Source organism: Pseudomonas sp. B2021 (assembly GCF_018135665.1).
GTDB lineage: Bacteria > Pseudomonadota > Gammaproteobacteria > Pseudomonadales > Pseudomonadaceae > Aquipseudomonas > Aquipseudomonas lactis.
Window position 1 is genome coordinate 805,935 of sequence record NZ_SMOF01000001.1, and the last position, 15,497, is coordinate 821,431.

General features: G+C 60.2%; 16 protein-coding genes. 9 read left to right on the forward strand and 7 right to left on the reverse strand.

What is annotated here, in order from left to right:
* The first annotated feature begins 34 nt into the window (after positions 1-34).
* The 8 genes from E1K68_RS03555 to E1K68_RS03590 all read left to right on the forward strand — a co-directional run bounded on the left by E1K68_RS03555 (position 35) and on the right by E1K68_RS03590 (position 9,545).
* Entirely contained in the window at positions 35-1,318 is a 1,284-nt protein-coding gene (locus E1K68_RS03555; protein WP_212613786.1) for an FAD-binding oxidoreductase, read from the forward strand.
* Between the two features lie 374 nt (positions 1,319-1,692).
* Positions 1,693-2,829: a branched-chain amino acid ABC transporter substrate-binding protein gene (locus tag E1K68_RS03560; protein ID WP_005784282.1), complete on the forward strand. Its 1,137-nt coding sequence runs from the start codon at positions 1,693-1,695 to the stop codon at positions 2,827-2,829.
* 220 nt (positions 2,830-3,049) lie between these two features.
* Positions 3,050-3,964 carry a branched-chain amino acid ABC transporter permease gene (locus E1K68_RS03565; protein ID WP_003188099.1) on the forward strand — a complete coding sequence of 305 codons (915 nt, stop codon included), beginning with the start codon at positions 3,050-3,052 and terminating at the stop codon, positions 3,962-3,964.
* A 2-nt stretch (positions 3,965-3,966) separates the two neighbouring features.
* Positions 3,967-5,244 (forward strand): high-affinity branched-chain amino acid ABC transporter permease LivM, encoded by a 1,278-nt coding sequence (gene livM, locus E1K68_RS03570; RefSeq protein ID WP_003188100.1) that lies wholly within the window; start codon positions 3,967-3,969, stop codon positions 5,242-5,244.
* A complete protein-coding gene (locus tag E1K68_RS03575) occupies positions 5,241-6,116 on the forward strand; it encodes an ATP-binding cassette domain-containing protein (RefSeq protein ID WP_003188102.1) in 876 nt (291 codons plus the stop codon). The genes livM and E1K68_RS03575 overlap by 4 nt, the downstream gene beginning before the upstream one ends.
* Positions 6,113-6,829 carry an ABC transporter ATP-binding protein gene (locus E1K68_RS03580; protein ID WP_003188103.1) on the forward strand — a complete coding sequence of 239 codons (717 nt, stop codon included), beginning with the start codon at positions 6,113-6,115 and terminating at the stop codon, positions 6,827-6,829. The genes E1K68_RS03575 and E1K68_RS03580 overlap by 4 nt, the downstream gene beginning before the upstream one ends.
* Before the next feature lie 822 nt (positions 6,830-7,651).
* Positions 7,652-8,419 (forward strand): SDR family oxidoreductase, encoded by a 768-nt coding sequence (locus E1K68_RS03585; protein WP_003188104.1) that lies wholly within the window; start codon positions 7,652-7,654, stop codon positions 8,417-8,419.
* 220 nt (positions 8,420-8,639) lie between these two features.
* Positions 8,640-9,545, forward strand: a complete 906-nt coding sequence (locus tag E1K68_RS03590; protein WP_120247947.1) for a cation diffusion facilitator family transporter — start codon at positions 8,640-8,642, stop codon at positions 9,543-9,545.
* 109 nt (positions 9,546-9,654) lie between these two features.
* On the opposite strand, the gene E1K68_RS03595 is transcribed toward E1K68_RS03590, so the two are convergent.
* The 5 genes from E1K68_RS03595 to ureE all read right to left on the reverse strand — a co-directional run bounded on the left by E1K68_RS03595 (position 9,655) and on the right by ureE (position 13,321).
* Positions 9,655-10,764 (reverse strand): AGE family epimerase/isomerase, encoded by a 1,110-nt coding sequence (locus E1K68_RS03595; protein ID WP_003188106.1) that lies wholly within the window; start codon positions 10,762-10,764, stop codon positions 9,655-9,657.
* A 161-nt stretch (positions 10,765-10,925) separates the two neighbouring features.
* The gene (locus E1K68_RS03600) at positions 10,926-11,498 is read right to left on the reverse strand and encodes a HupE/UreJ family protein (RefSeq protein ID WP_212613787.1); all 573 of its coding nucleotides are present in this window, start codon (positions 11,496-11,498) and stop codon (positions 10,926-10,928) included.
* Positions 11,499-11,520: 22 nt separating this feature from the next.
* A complete protein-coding gene (gene ureG / locus E1K68_RS03605; protein ID WP_003188109.1) occupies positions 11,521-12,135 on the reverse strand; it encodes an urease accessory protein UreG in 615 nt (204 codons plus the stop codon).
* A 14-nt stretch (positions 12,136-12,149) separates the two neighbouring features.
* A complete protein-coding gene (locus tag E1K68_RS03610) occupies positions 12,150-12,824 on the reverse strand; it encodes an urease accessory protein UreF (protein ID WP_003188110.1) in 675 nt (224 codons plus the stop codon).
* Positions 12,821-13,321, reverse strand: coding sequence for an urease accessory protein UreE (ureE, locus tag E1K68_RS03615; protein ID WP_003188112.1), 501 nt, complete (start codon positions 13,319-13,321; stop codon positions 12,821-12,823). Before ureE ends, E1K68_RS03610 begins: the two co-directional genes overlap by 4 nt.
* A 339-nt stretch (positions 13,322-13,660) precedes the next feature.
* Here ureE and E1K68_RS03620 point away from each other — a divergent pair, with 339 nt between their 5' ends.
* A complete protein-coding gene (locus E1K68_RS03620; protein WP_003188113.1) occupies positions 13,661-14,167 on the forward strand; it encodes a C40 family peptidase in 507 nt (168 codons plus the stop codon).
* Positions 14,168-14,172: 5 nt separating this feature from the next.
* Here the strand turns inward: E1K68_RS03620 and E1K68_RS03625 are convergent, their stop codons facing one another.
* Together E1K68_RS03625 and E1K68_RS03630 are read right to left on the reverse strand one after the other, a co-directional pair.
* A complete protein-coding gene (locus E1K68_RS03625; RefSeq protein WP_003188114.1) occupies positions 14,173-14,805 on the reverse strand; it encodes a TetR family transcriptional regulator in 633 nt (210 codons plus the stop codon).
* A gap of 151 nt (positions 14,806-14,956) precedes the next feature.
* Positions 14,957-15,277 (reverse strand): hypothetical protein, encoded by a 321-nt coding sequence (locus tag E1K68_RS03630; RefSeq protein ID WP_003188116.1) that lies wholly within the window; start codon positions 15,275-15,277, stop codon positions 14,957-14,959.
* Positions 15,278-15,497 lie beyond the last annotated feature (220 nt).

A 15,497-nucleotide genomic window follows, 5' to 3' on the forward strand; every position in this document is an offset into this window, starting at 1 on the left:
ACGAGCGGTGGTGAATTCATCCCGGAGTCTGGCAATGGCACTGCGCGAAACATGTTTATGGGAACACCTCACCCCAGGCCGCCCGAACCGAGCCGCGCTCAAGGGCGCGGTCAAGGTGGATGTGTGCGTGATCGGCGCCGGCATCACCGGTTTGTCGGCGGCCATTCATTTGCTGGAACAGGGTAAAAGCGTCGCCGTACTGGAGGCCCATCGCACCGGCCACGGCGGTTCGGGGCGCAACGTCGGGCTGGTCAATGCCGGCCTGTGGATTCCACCGGACGAGATCGAGGCCGGTTTCGGTACGGCGGTGGGCAGCCAGCTCAACCGCATGTTGGGTGCGGCGCCGTCCCTGGTGTTCAGCCTGATCGACAAGTACAACATCGACTGCCAATTGCGCCGTGAAGGCACCTTGCACATGGCGCACAACGCCCGTGGCGAGGCGGACTTGCGCAGCCGTGAGCAGCAGTGGAAACGCCGTGGCGCGCCGGTTGAGTTACTCACCGGCCAGGCCTGCGAGCACGCCACCGGTACCCGCAAAATCGCCGCCGCATTGCTGGATCGGCGCGCCGGCACCTTGAACCCCATGGCCTATACCACGGGGTTGGCGAATGCCGCCGTGGGGCTGGGCGGGCAATTGTTCGATCATTCGCCGGTCACCCAGCTTGAGCGCCAAGGCGCCGATTGGTCGGTACAGACTGCCGAGGGCGCGGTGCAGGCCGCGCAGGTGGTGATCGCCTCCAATGCTTACACCGAGGGCGAATGGACCGAGCTGCGGCGTAACTTCTTCCCCGGCTATTACTACCAGGTGGCCTCGGCGCCGCTGACCGATGACGCGGCCAAGCAAATCCTCCCCGGCGGCCAAGGCTCATGGGACACCCGCCAGGTCCTGAGCAGTATTCGCCGCGATGCCGATGGCCGCCTGTTGCTCGGCAGCCTGGGCAATGGCAACCAGAAACCGGCATGGTTTCTCAAAGCGTGGGCCGATCGGGTGCAGCAACACTACTTCCCGTACCTCAAACCGGTGCAATGGGAATACACCTGGACCGGCTGCATCGCGTTCACCCCTGACCACTTGATGCGCCTGTTCGAACCGGCCCCCGGCCTGGTGGCGGTTACCGGTTATAACGGGCGCGGGGTGACCACCGGCAGCGTGGTGGGCAAGGCGTTTGCCGACTACCTGTGTCACCAGGATCCCCAAGCCTTGCCGATCCCCTTTGCCCCTATGCAGCCCCTGGCCGGGGTAGGCCTGCGCAGTTGCCTGTATGAAGCCGGCTTCTCGCTCTATCACGCCGGGCAATGCCTGAGGATCGTGATCTGATCAGCGAAATACCCCTCAGAAGCCTGCATTTTCTTAGCAGGCTACCCATCTGTATTGGTGCAAGTCGTAGCAATCACGCACTGTAAATGTGCAGTTCCGTTACGCACGTTGTTACAGCTGTAGGAACTGTCGTTTATGCCTGTGGTTGCAGGTGCGACCTGCCAGGGTTGTACTTTTTTGCAGTGTTGGTTGCACCTGTAGACGCTAGACGGTTGCACGTCCTGGCAAAAGGCGTCGAAACGCCTGTAATAACAATGACACCGTGTCTTTTTGAAGAATAAAAACGTAATGGCACGCGGCTTGCTCTGAGCTTTCGGTGAAAGGTTTGAATGCAAGTTGTCGTGCCAAAAATCAAAAATATCGGAGCACCACTCATGTCCCAGACGTTTTACAAGAAAGGTTTTCTGGCCCTCGCCGTTGCTGCGGCGCTGGGTGTTTCTACGTTTGTTCAAGCTGATGTGAAAATTGGTGTGGCGGGCCCGATGACGGGTGCCAACGCCGCTTTCGGTGAGCAGTACATGAAGGGTGCCCAGGCGGCAGCCGACGTTATCAACAAGGCCGGCGGCATCAACGGCGAGCAGATCAAGCTGGTGGCGGGCGATGACGCCTGTGAACCCAAGCAGGCCGTGGCCGTGGCCAACCGCCTGGCCGACCAGGACAAAGTGATCGGTGTGGTCGGGCACTTCTGCTCATCCAACACCATCCCGGCGTCGGAGGTTTACGACGAAGCAGGCATCATCGCCATCACCCCAGGCTCCACCAACCCACAAGTGACCGAACGCGGCCTGGGCGCCATGTTCCGTATGTGCGGGCGTGACGACCAACAAGGCATCGTCGCCGGCGACTACATCGTCGACGTGCTCAAAGGCAAGAAAGTCGCGGTGATCAACGACAAGGACACCTACGGCAAAGGCCTGGCCGACGCCACCGCAGCCCAACTGACCAAGCGCGGCGTCAAGCCGGTGCTGGAAGAGGGCCTGACCCGTGGCGAGAAAGACTTCAGCGCCCTGGTCACCAAAATCCGTTCCCTGGGCGCCGACGTCGTGTACTTCGGCGGCCTGCACCCGGAAGCCGGCCCATTGGTGCGCCAGATCCGCGAAGCGGGCTTGAAAGACGTCAAGTTCATGTCCGATGACGGCGTGGTCACCGACGAACTGGTAGCCACCGCAGGTGGTGCGCAGTACGTCGATGGCGTGTACATGACCTTCGGCGCCGACCCGCGCCTACTGCCAGACAGCAAGACCGTGGTGGAAGAGTTCCGCAAAAACGGCACCGAGCCTGAAGGCTACACTCTGTACGCCTACGCCTCGATCCAGGCCCTGGCCGCCGGTTTCAACGGTGCCAAGTCCAACAAGGGCGAGGATGCTGCCAAGTGGTTGAAGGCTAACCCGGTTAAAACCGTCATGGGCGAAAAAGCCTGGGATGCCAAGGGCGATCTGAAAGTCTCTGACTACGTGGTTTACCAGTGGGACAAAGACGGCAAATACCATCAGTTGGAAAAGCAGAAGTAATAACGCGACGGCTTGAACACCTCGATCTCTGTGGGAGCCGGGCTTGCCCGCGATGACGGCCTCAATACCAACACCTGTGTTGAATGTGAAACCGCTATCGCAGGCAAGCCAGCTCCCACAGAGGGCCAGGTTGCCTGCTCTATTGCAACAAACCTGTCTTTTCCTCCAGAAGCGCCGCACACCCCCAGGTGTGCAGGTGCTCACCGCGTGAGATTGCGTTATGGATGGTATTTTCCTGCAGCAACTGGTCAACGGCCTGACCCTCGGGTCGGTCTATGGCCTGATCGCCATCGGCTACACAATGGTCTATGGCATCATTGGCATGATCAACTTCGCCCACGGCGAGGTTTATATGATTTCCGCTTACCTCGCGGCGATCAGTCTGGCACTGCTGGCTTACTTCGGCATCGAATCCTTCCCGCTGCTCATTCTCGGTACCTTGATCTTCACCGTGGTCGTCACTGGCGTGTACGGTTGGGTGATTGAGCGTGTCGCCTACAAACCCCTGCGTAACTCCACCCGCCTGGCACCGCTGATCAGCGCCATCGGTATCTCGCTGATCCTGCAGAACTACGCGCAGATCGCCCAGGGCGCCAAGCAACAAGGCATTCCCACCCTGCTGGCCGGCGCCTGGCGCGTCGATATCGGCACCGGGTTCGTGCAACTGACCTACACCAAAGTGTTCATCCTCGTGGCGGCGTTCGCCGGCATGGCCTTGCTCACCTACATCATCAAATACACCAAGCTCGGCCGCATGTGCCGCGCCACCCAGCAAGACCGCAAGATGGCCTCGATCCTGGGCATCAACACCGACCGAGTGATCTCCTACGTGTTCGTCATCGGCGCAGCCATGGCTGCCCTGGCCGGCGTGCTGATCACCCTCAACTACGGCACCTTCGACTTCTATGCCGGCTTCATCATCGGCATCAAGGCGTTTACCGCGGCGGTCCTCGGCGGCATCGGCTCCCTGCCTGGGGCGATGCTGGGCGGGATCATCCTCGGTATCTCCGAGTCGCTGTTCTCGGGGTTGATCAACTCTGACTACAAAGACGTGTTCAGTTTCTCCCTGCTGGTGGTGATTCTGATTTTCCGTCCCCAGGGCCTGCTTGGTCGCCCACTTGTGGCGAAGGTGTAAACATGTCTGCTGCCAAATCCATTGATATCAAGAAAAGTGTCGTCGATACGGTGCTCGCGGGGCTGATTTCGCTGATCGTGTTCGGCCCGATTGTCGGCGTGGTGCTCGACGGCTACAGCTTCAACCTGGAACCTGCGCGGGTTGCCGTGCTGGTCGCCATCGTCATGGCCGGGCGCTTTGCCTTGAGCCTGTTCCTGCAAACCCCCAAGGGCGTGAAGATCCTGCAAGGGTTCGAGAGCAGTGGCTCCGGCGTGCACGTGCTGCCGCCGGACTACAAGTCGCGGCTGCGCTGGATCATCCCGGCGCTGATCGTGATCGCCATCGTGTTCCCGATCTTTGCCAACAAGTACCTGCTCACCGTGGTAATCCTGGGGCTGATCTACGTGTTGCTCGGCCTGGGGCTGAACATCGTGGTGGGCCTGGCGGGCCTACTCGACCTGGGTTACGTGGCGTTCTATGCCATCGGTGCCTACGGCCTGGCGCTGGGTTATCAATACCTGGGCCTGGGCTTCTGGACCGTGCTGCCACTGGCGGCCATCGCGGCGGCGCTGGCGGGGTGCATACTCGGCTTCCCGGTGCTGCGAATGCACGGTGACTACTTGGCCATCGTGACCCTGGGTTTTGGTGAAATTATTCGCCTGGTGCTCAACAACTGGCTGTCGTTCACCGGTGGCCCGAACGGTATGCCCGTGCCGTCACCGACCTTCCTGGGCCTGGAGTTCGGCAAGCGTGCGAAGGATGGCGGCATTCCGTTTCACGAGTTTTTCGGCATCGATTACAACCCCAACATCAAGTTCATGTTCATCTACATCGTGCTGTTTCTGGTGGTGCTGGCCGTGCTGTACATCAAGCATCGCCTCACGCGTATGCCGGTCGGTCGCGCTTGGGAAGCCTTGCGTGAAGATGAAATCGCCTGTCGTTCCATGGGCCTGAACCATGTGCTGGTCAAACTCTCAGCCTTCACCATCGGCGCGTCCACCGCCGGTTTGGCCGGGGTGTTTTTTGCCAGCTACCAGGGCTTCGTCAACCCGTCGTCGTTTACCTTCTTCGAGTCGGCGTTGATCCTCGCCATCGTGGTGTTGGGCGGCATGGGCTCGACGGTCGGCGTGGTGATCGCCGCGTTTGTGCTGACCGTGGCGCCTGAATTACTGCGCAGCTTCTCTGAATACCGTGTGCTGCTGTTTGGCGTGTTGATGGTGGTGATGATGATCTGGAGGCCGCGTGGCTTGATTCGCATCAGCCGTACCGGTGTGACGCCACGCAAGGGGGTAGCGCCATGAGCAAAGAAGTCGTCCTCTCCGTGGAGCACCTGATGATGCACTTTGGGGGCATCAAGGCCCTCAGTGATGTGAGCCTGCAGGTCAAACGCAACTCGATCTTCGCCCTGATCGGCCCCAACGGCGCCGGCAAGACCACGGTGTTCAACTGCCTCACTGGCTTCTACAAAGCCAGCGGCGGCAAGATCGAGCTCAACGTGCGGGGCAAGCAAACCAACGTCATTCAGTTGCTGGGGGAGCGCTTTGAGGCCACTGACTTTGTCTCGCCGAAAAGCTTCCTCAGTCGCGTGTACTACAAGATGTTCGGCGGCACCCACCTGGTGAACCGCGCCGGCCTTGCGCGCACCTTCCAGAACATTCGCCTGTTCAAGGAAATGTCGGTGCTGGAAAACCTGCTGGTGGCCCAACACATGTGGGTCAACCGCAACATGCTCGCCGGCATCCTCAATACCAAGGGCTACCGCAAGGCCGAAAGCGATGCGCTGGATTGCGCGTTCTACTGGCTGGAAGTGGTCGACCTGGTGGACTGCGCCAACCGCCTGGCCGGCGAGCTCTCCTACGGCCAGCAGCGCCGCCTGGAGATCGCCCGCGCCATGTGCACGCGGCCGCAGATCATCTGCCTGGACGAACCGGCAGCGGGCCTCAACCCTCAGGAAACCGAAGCCCTCAGCGCGATGATTCGCCTGCTGCGCGACGAACACGACCTGACGGTGGTGCTGATCGAACACGACATGGGCATGGTGATGAGTATTTCCGACCACATTGTGGTGCTGGACCACGGCAACGTGATCGCCGAAGGCGGCCCGGATGCGATCCGCAACGACCCCAAAGTGATCGCCGCCTACCTGGGCGCGGATGAAGAGGAACTGGTATGAGTGCACCTATCCTCGAAATGAAGGACCTGGACGTGTTCTACGGCCCGATCCAGGCTCTGAAAAAAGTCTCGCTGCACATCAACGAAGGCGAAACCGTCAGCCTGATCGGCTCCAATGGCGCGGGTAAATCAACGTTGCTGATGTCGATCTTCGGTCAGCCTCGGGCCGAGTCTGGGCAGATCCTCTACAACGGCGTCGACATTACTCACAAGTCGTCCCACTACATCGCCTCCAACGGCATTGCGCAGTCGCCGGAAGGGCGGCGGGTTTTCCCCGACATGACCGTCGAGGAAAACCTGCTGATGGGCACCATCCCTATTGGCGACAAGTTCGCCAGTGAAGACATGCAGCGCATGTTCGAGCTGTTCCCCAGGCTCAAGGAGCGGCGCAACCAGCGGGCGATGACCATGTCCGGTGGTGAGCAGCAAATGCTCGCCATCGCCCGTGCGCTGATGAGCCGGCCCAAGCTGTTGTTGCTCGATGAGCCAAGCCTGGGGTTGGCACCGATTGTGGTGAAGCAGATCTTCTCCACCCTGCGCGAGCTGGCGTCCACCGGTATGACCATCTTCCTGGTGGAGCAGAACGCCAACCATGCGCTGCGCCTGTCGGACCGCGCGTATGTGATGGTCAATGGTGAGATTCGCCTGACCGGCACAGGCAAGGAGTTGCTGGTGAACGAGGACGTGCGTAACGCCTACCTGGGCGGTCACTAACCTAAGATCCAGGCGCATCAACCCTGTGGGAACCGGGCCTTATGTGGGAGCCGGGCTTGCCCGCGATAGCATCACCTCGGTTTAGCTGACATACCGAGGTGGCCGCATCGCAGGCAAGCCAGCTCCCACCCAAAGCCGGTTCCCACATTTGTTTTTGCGATGTCCACAAGCGCCCAACCAAATTGTGGAAAACAAATCCAGCCCACCTCAAAAGCGCGACATATAGCCGCCGCAAATCCCTGTTTTGTCACAGTTTTGACTTGTCCCCATCCACTGTGGAACCGGCTGTGGGTAACGTGGGAGTAGCTGGCTGGAAGCCTTTAACGACGTGGCTTGCAGCGTGCTGGTTGTTTTTTGATCAGCGTGTTTTTCACCAGCGCACCAGGGGTTTGTCAACCTGTTTAAAGACACAGGTATATGAACTAAATAAGTCATTGCAGCCTGTGGATAAGTCTGTGACTAAACTCTGGAAAGACGCGCGCAGGGGCCGGAATGACTGGCCTGGAGCCATCGTTGTGTTTTTCTGCATTTGTCGGCGGCTACATAGGTGCTCGCTCAGGTCAAGCAAAAAACTTTCTAAAACCGCCTGCAACCCTTGTGCACAGCGGCTTTGAGCCTTTTGCACTTGCCCCCAAAGACTGTGGGCGCAGTTGTGGATAACCTGCGCGCATATGGCTACAAGCCACGGTTTATAAGGCTTTGATCGGATTGATCAAAAAATGATCAGCCAAGCATGCGTGTGTATGCACAGCGGTTGCCGCAAAGGCGGCGTACGGGCATTCTGCTGGCTGTTTTTTTCCCGATGCCCGTAAGGAGAACACCATGTCCGACACGCTGTTTATCACTGGCGCCACTTCAGGTTTCGGCGAAGCCTGTGCCCGTCGTTTTGCCGAGGCCGGCTGGAAACTGGTGCTCACCGGTCGTCGTGCCGAGCGCTTGAATGCCTTGGTCGAAGAGCTTTCCAAGCAGACCGAAGTGCATGGCCTGGTGGTGGATGTGCGCGACCGCAAAGGCATGGAGGAGGCCATCGCCAACTTGCCGCCGTCGTTCGCCACGCTGCGTGGCCTGATCAACAACGCAGGTCTCGCCGTGGGCACTGACCCTGCACCCAAGTGCGACCTCGACGACTGGGAAACCATGGTCGATACCAACATCAAGGGCCTGCTGACCACCACCAACCTGCTGTTGCCGCGGCTGATTGCCCATGGCCGAGGCGCCGGGATTATCAACCTGGGCTCCATCGCTGGTAACTACCCGTACCCGGGCAGCCATGTGTATGGCGGTTCCAAGGCGTTCGTGAAGCAGTTCTCGCTGAACCTGCGCTGCGACCTGCAAGGCACGGGCGTACGGGTGACCAACATCGAGCCGGGCCTGTGTGAGAGCGAGTTCTCCCTGGTGCGCTTTGGCGGTGACCAGGCGCGTTATGACGCCACCTATGCCGGGGCCGAGCCGATCCAGCCGCAGGATATTGCCGATACGATTTTCTGGGTGATGAACACCCCGGCGCACGTGAACATCAACCGCCTGGAGCTGATGCCAGTGAGCCAGACCTGGGCTGGTTTTGCGATTGAGCGTGGGGCCAAGGGCTAAGCCGATCGCTTGATCGTTCCCACGCTCCGCGTGGGAATGCCGCTGGGGGCGCTCTGCGCCCCGCTTTCTGCTGGTGACGCAGAGCGTCACGCGATGCATTCCCACGCGGAGCGTGGGAACGATCAGTGGCGTCAAATCGGCCAAAATGCGGCATAAGGTACACTGCCCGCCTGAAAACCCCACCGCACCCAGCGGTTTAAAGGTTTTGACAGGAGGCAATGTGAGTAACCGAGGTGAGCAGGCACTGCTCAAACAATCGACCATCCTGATGTTCGCAGTCGCGATCGCCGGGATTGTCACGGGTGTAATATCCGGCGCCCAATCCATTCTGTTCGACGGCTTTTTCTCGCTGATCGCCACCGCCATCAAGGTGTTGATGCTGATCACGGCCAAGCTGATCGCCAAAAAAAGCAACGATCGCTTCCAGTTCGGCTATTGGCACCTGGAGCCGATGGTGCTGCTGATAGAAGGCAGTTTCCTGCTGTTGATCGCCATCTACGCGTTCCTCAATGGCGTGTTCGGCATTATCAATGGCGGGCGCGAAATCGAGTTGGGGCTGGTGATCATTTATGCGGCGGTGTTTACCGTCGTGGAGTTCGCGTACTTCTTCTATGTGCGCTACCGCAATCGCACACTCAAGTCGTCATTGATCCAGTTCGACAACATCAGCTGGCTGGTGGACGCGATGCTGTCGGTGGGTTTGCTGATCAGCTTCCTGGCCGCGCTGTTGCTAAAGTCCCAGGGCTATGGCGAGTGGGCGGTCTACGTCGACCCGTTGATCCTGATCCTGCTGGCCCTGAGCATGCTGGCGCCGGCATTCAAGATTTTGCGCCCAGCGTTGCGCGAAGTATTGGGCATCGCGCCGGATCATTTGGACGACAAGGTCCGCGAAGTGATGGACGCGGCGCAGGCCAAGCATGGTTTCGACGACTACGTGTCCTATGTGCAGAAGCACGGGCGCGCGCGGTTTATCGAGATTCATGTGGTGCTGCCGGCGGATTACCCGGTGGATAACGTCGCCACCCTTGATGGGCTGCGTGAAGAGATATCCACAGGGCTGGGGGCGGCGGATGCGGCGCGGTGGTTGACGATCAGTTTTACAGGCGACCGCAAGTGGATTGCCTAAAGTCTGTTAGACCGAGGTGAGGCTATCGCAGGCAAGCCAGCTCCCACAGTTGATAGTGTTCGCACATTAAAATGTGGGAGCTGGCTTGCCTGCGATGGGGCCTTGCAGGTCAGCCCAGATGCTGGACCAAGCCCTGATAGCAAGTCGCCAAATGATAAGGCGTAGTCGAAGGCATATCCCGCCGGCTCACCTTACCCTCGGCATCCAGGCATTCATGCCAACCCTTTGCATGCAAAAAGCGCTGTTGCAACGCCTGCAACTGACGCAACAGCACCGCTTCGCTGCCTGGCCGCAAGGTCAGTGCCCGCAGGTACTCGGCCTGCGCCCAGATCCGTTGGGTACCGTCGCGCACCGTGCCATCCAGCGCGAGCATGCCGCTGACCGCACCGCTTAACTTATCCACACCCTTGTGCTCGGCATAGGCAAATGCCCGTGTCAGCGAGCCATGCAGCGCGGTGCCGCGCAGCACAGCTGAAGATTCGAGCAAAAAGAACCATTCGAACTGGTGCCCCGGCTCAAACCAGTTATCCACAGCGCCCAAAGGTTTTTCCATCATCACGCCGTGCTCGCGGTCGATGAAGCGTTGCTGCATGGCCGTCGCCAGTGCCAGCAGGGCCGCTTGTACCTGGGCGTCCTCACGTACCGCGAGGGTGGCCAGGAAACCTTCGGCCAGGTGCATCAACGGGTTTTGCAAGGGGCCTGCGTTGAGTGAGGCCCAGTTGCGCTCCAGTACTGCCTCGTACAACCCGTCGCCGGTGGCAAAGCGTTGAGCGACGACTTCCAGGGCGGCGTTGAGCACCGACTCTACCAGCGGCTCACGCACCTTGGCCCAGTAATGGGCGCAGGCAAAAATAATGAAGGCGTGGGTGTAGAGGTCTTTGCGCTCGTCCAGCGGTTGGCCGGCAGGGTCGATGCTGTAGAACCAGCCACCGTGTTCGGCATCATGGAAGTGCCGTTGCAGGGAGCGAAACAGCGCCGCTGCACGTTCTTCGGCGAACGCCGCGCCGGGCTCGCCGATCAGGCTCGCGAACAGGTACAACTGCCGGGCGCAGGCCATGGCGCGATAGCGCTGGGGGGGCAGTGGCTGGTGATCGGCGTCCAGGGCCTCAAAGGGCAATGCCAGGTCGGCATTCCAGCCCGGGCCTTGCCAGAGCGGCACGATCAGGTCATGGAAGTGCGTGAGCACAGGCGTCAGGGAAGAGGGGGAAGCGATGGGCATTGGCTGGCGTCGTCACGGCAGGGGTGTAGGCGCGCATGGTAGCAGGCTGATCGTTCCCACGCTCTGCGTGGGAATGCATTTTATGACGCTCTGCGTCATGCTTTGGGACGCAGAGCGTCCTAGGCTGCATTCCCACGCGGAGCGTGGGAACGATCTTTTCCTCAGCCCGCCAGCAACCAAACCCCAGTCGCCGCCGAAGCCGCCCCGGCCACTCGCACCAGTGGCGCTGCAGCCGCCGGCAAAAAGCGCACCACCGCATAACCCGCAGCGTGCAACACGGCGGTCGCCCCTACAAACCCAGCCGCATACGCCCAAGGGCTGGTCATATCCGGCAGTTCCAGGCCATGGGCCACGCCGTGAAACAGTGCAAACAAGGCCGTGGCGCCTACCGCCACGAACAGCGGTGGCCGCACCGCCAATGCTACCGCCAGGCCCAGGGCCAGCACCGATGCAGCAATCCCGCTTTCCAGCGCGGGCAGTTGCAGCCCTTCAAAACCCAGCACGCCGCCGATCAGCATGGTGCCGACAAAGGTGCACGGCAGCGCCCAGCGCGCGGCGCCTTTTTGCTGGGCAGCCCAAAGGCCCACCGCAAGCATGGCCAGCAAGTGATCGAGACCGCCCAAGGGATGGCTGATACCGGCCACCAGGCCATTGTCGCCGTGGCCTGGATGCGCGAAGGCCAGGGCAGGGGCGAGTAGCAGCGCGGCAGCGGCGAAGAGTTTGTTGAAGCTCATGGACAGGTTCCTTATGGGTTGATCAGGCGGCGGTCAGCAGGCCCTGGCGTTCGATGAAGGCGACGATGTCGTCCAGGCCGACCCCGGTTTTCTGGTTGCTGAACACAAAGGGTTTGCCGTTGCGCATGCGCTGGGTGTCGCTGTTCATCAGTTCCAGCGAGGCGCCGACCAGCGGGGCCAGGTCGATCTTGTTGATCACCAGCAGGTCGGATTTGCAAATACCGGGCCCGCCCTTGCGCGGCAGCTTGTCGCCCGCAGACACATCGATCACATAGATGGTCAGGTCCGACAGTTCCGGGCTGAAGGTGGCGGACAGGTTGTCGCCGCCGGACTCCACCAGAATCAGGTCCAGGCCGGGAAAACGGCGGTTGAGTTGGTCCACGGCCTCCAAGTTGATCGAGGCATCTTCGCGAATCGCCGTGTGCGGGCAGCCACCGGTTTCCACGCCGATGATGCGCTCCGGCGCCAGGGCCTGGTTGCGCACCAGGAAGTCGGCGTCTTCGCGGGTGTAGATGTCGTTGGTGACCACCGCCAGGTTATAGCGATCGCGCAGCGCCAGGCACAGGGCCAGGGTCAGGGCGGTCTTGCCCGAGCCTACCGGGCCGCCGATACCGACGCGCAGGGGTTGTGTGTTCATGGGCTTCTCCACAATCAGGAACGGAACAGGCGGCTGTACTGGCGCTCATGGGCCATGCACGCCAGGGACAGGCCAAAAGCGGCGCTGCCCAAATGGTTAGGGTTAATGCGTTCGGCATCCTGCTGGGCTTGTTGCAGCAGCGGCAGCAGTTCGCTGGTCAGGCGCTGGGCGGCTTGCTGGCCCAGTGGCAGGGTTTTCATCAGCACCGCCAATTGGTTTTCCAGCCAGCTCCATAGCCAGGCGGCAAGGGCATCGCCAGGGCTGATGTGCCAGGCGCGCGCGGCCAAGGCCCAGCCAAGGGCCAGGTGCGGTTCGTCGCGTTGAGCGAGAAAGTCACGGGCGCTGTCGTCCAGTTCCGGCAAGCCGTTGAGCAGTTGTTGCAAGGAGTAGCCCATCTGGCGGCTCTCCTGATACAGCTCGCGGGTCTCACGGCTGGCGCGGTGCTCGTCGCACAACTGCGCCAGTTGGGCCCAGTCCTGCTCAGCGGCGGCGCGGCAATGGGCGAGCAACAGCGGCGCTTCGAAACGCGCCAGGTTGAGCAGCAACTGGTCACTGATCCAGCGTCGGGCGCTCGCGGCATCCTGTACGCGGCCGTTGTCCACCGCCATTTCCAGGCCCTGGGAATAGCTGTAGCCGCCAATCGGCAATTGCGGACTGGCCAGGCGTAGCAGCGCCCAGGCTGGGTTCATAGACGCACGCCGAACTGATGCAGCTTGGGCGCGTAGTTGAAGTCTTCATCGCCATGGCGTGAGTGATGATGGCCACCGCCATAGGCGCCGTGCTCGGGTTGAAACGGCGCTTCTATGGTCTGCGCATCGGCGCCTAACTGTTCAAGCATGGCCTTGAGCACGTAGTCATCGAGCAGGCGCAGCCAGCCGTCACCGACTTGCAGGGCCACATGGCGGTTGCCCAGGTGATAAGCGGCGCGGGTCAGCTCAAAGGCATTGCGGCAGGTGACGTGCAGCAGTTGTTCAGGTCGGGCACACACCCGTACGACGCGTCCGTCTTCTGCCTGTAGGAATTCGCCATCGTGCAAGGGCGGCTGGCCCCGCTCCAAAAACAGGCCGACGTCTTCACCGTCGGCACTGAAACAGCGCAGACGGCTTTTGCTGCGGGCTTCGAAGTTGAGCAGCAACTCGGCGGCCCAGAGGGCTTGGGGGGCGATTCGGCGGTGTATCACCAGCATCAGAGAGCTTCCAGCTGTGAGCGATGAAAGACCTAGAGCAAGGGGCTTGCCAATCATGGAATTGAGTAGGAATTCCCTGTAGTCAGGCAGGCATGCTGCTCAATAGGGCGTCGGATAATTCGGTGCGTGTATCAATTTGGTGCGTGTCGATGTTTATAGCACCGGCGAAGGGCGTTTTGCGTTGATGGTGGCGCTCAGCTTGATGAAATTTCTTTCATCTTTTTCTCAGTAGGCGGTTTTTAGGATTTGTCCTACGAATCATGAGGATTTGGAGTTCATGAGATTACTTGAGGGTTCTTTAGGCTATGCGCCCTGTTTAATGCCACCGCGACGTTTATCATGCTTCGATCAATTTTCTGTATATGCCTGGTCAGCCTGACCTTCTTTATTTCATCGGCATCGGCCAACTTTCAGCCCCGCGCCACCTTCGGTTCGTCGCTGCAAAGCCTCAAGCCGGCCTCCATCGACGACGTGATCGACCGCGCCCATGAGTTGCTGGGCACGCCCTACAAGTGGGGCGGCACTTCTGCAGAGCAGGGCTTTGATTGCAGCAGCTTCCTGGTGTACCTGTTCAAGACCCAGGCCAATATCCAGATACCGCGCACCACCACGGCCATGCACCGCTCATCGGCGGCGACCATCAAGCGCAATGCGTTGAAGCCTGGGGATGCGGTGTTTTTCAAAGGCAACGGGCGCGGCCAGGTCAGCCATGTCGGCCTTTATATCGGCCAAGGCAAATTCATCCATTCGCCGCGCACCGGCAAAACCATTCGTATCGATTCATTGAGCAATAGCTACTGGAACAAGCACTACACCACTGCCAAACGATTCCACACGGCGGGTTGATTGCTTTATTCGGTGCTGCCCAGCCCTTGCCAATGCTTGAGGCCGATAAAGATAAAGCGCAGTTGTTGGGTGATCTTCGCCTGGGGCGTGAGGTGGGCCGGCAAGGCGTGGGCCGGTGGGTCGATGATATCGGGCAGGGTGGCGAACACGCTCTTGACGATCAGGTCGGCCATCACATGCAAACCTTCCGCATCCAGGTGCTGCAACTTGGGCATCAACGTCAGGTCGGCGGCCAAATCGCGGGTGATGTCTTCGCGCAGGGCGGCAATGGCTTGGCGCACGGCCAGACAGCCGCCGTACTGTTCGCGGGCCAGAAACAAAAATTGCGAACGGTTGGCCGAGACCACATCGAGAAAGATGCGCACCGAGGCATCGATGATGCCGCCCATCACGAATTCGTTGTGGCGCACCAGGCGGATCGTGGCGCGAAAGGTCTGGCCGACCTCGCTGACCAATACCAGCCCAAGTTGGTCCATGTCGGCGAAATGGCGATAGAAACCGGTGGGTACGATACCCGCGGTCTTGGCCACTTCGCGCAGGCTCAGGCTGCCAAACCCACGGCCACACTCCATCAGATGGCGGGCTGCGTCCATCAGGGCGAGGCGGGTCTGTTGCTTCTGTTCGGCGCGGGGCAGCATGAGCGGATGAGCTTTGTCGGCAAGTACAGCGACGCACTCTAGCAAAAGCGCTTTGCCGGCGTCGAACTTGGCAGGGGCGGGGCGTGACGCGGTCTATATAAAAGCAAAAGCCCGATCGGCAGATCGGGCTTTTTTCTGGGCCACCACAGGCTTAGCTCTGTGCTTGATGCAGTTCTTGCAGACGGTCGGCACCGCCTTCAGCAACGCCTTCGGTGTAGGCGCGTTTGTTGGCTTGTTCGGCACCGCCTTCGACCAAACCTTTCTCTTGCAGACGGTTGTAGCCATTTTCAGCTACGGCGCCTTTGGCGTAGTCACGGTTTTCGTCTTCTTGCGAACCGCTGCGAGCCACGGTTTGGCTGGTTTGCACGGCTTGAGCTTTGTTCTGTGGGGTGGCCTGTTCGGCGGCTGGCAGGGCAAAAGCGCTGGAAGCCAGGACAGATAACAGAACGGTAGCGAGTAATTGGCGTTTCATGATGGTTGCTCCTAGGGAGGGCGATAAAGTGGGTACAGGGCTAATGTTACCCTTGATAAGTCGATATAAAAGTTCATAAACACAATGGTAATAATCAACAGAATTGATTGTTCTCGCCGGAGGCTCTAGATCGAGCCTCTCAAGCCCGCGGGTTTGCACCGATGTGGGTATTTTCGACACGAGCCTGGGTAACAATGGTGCGTCGCCGATGGGGAAAATG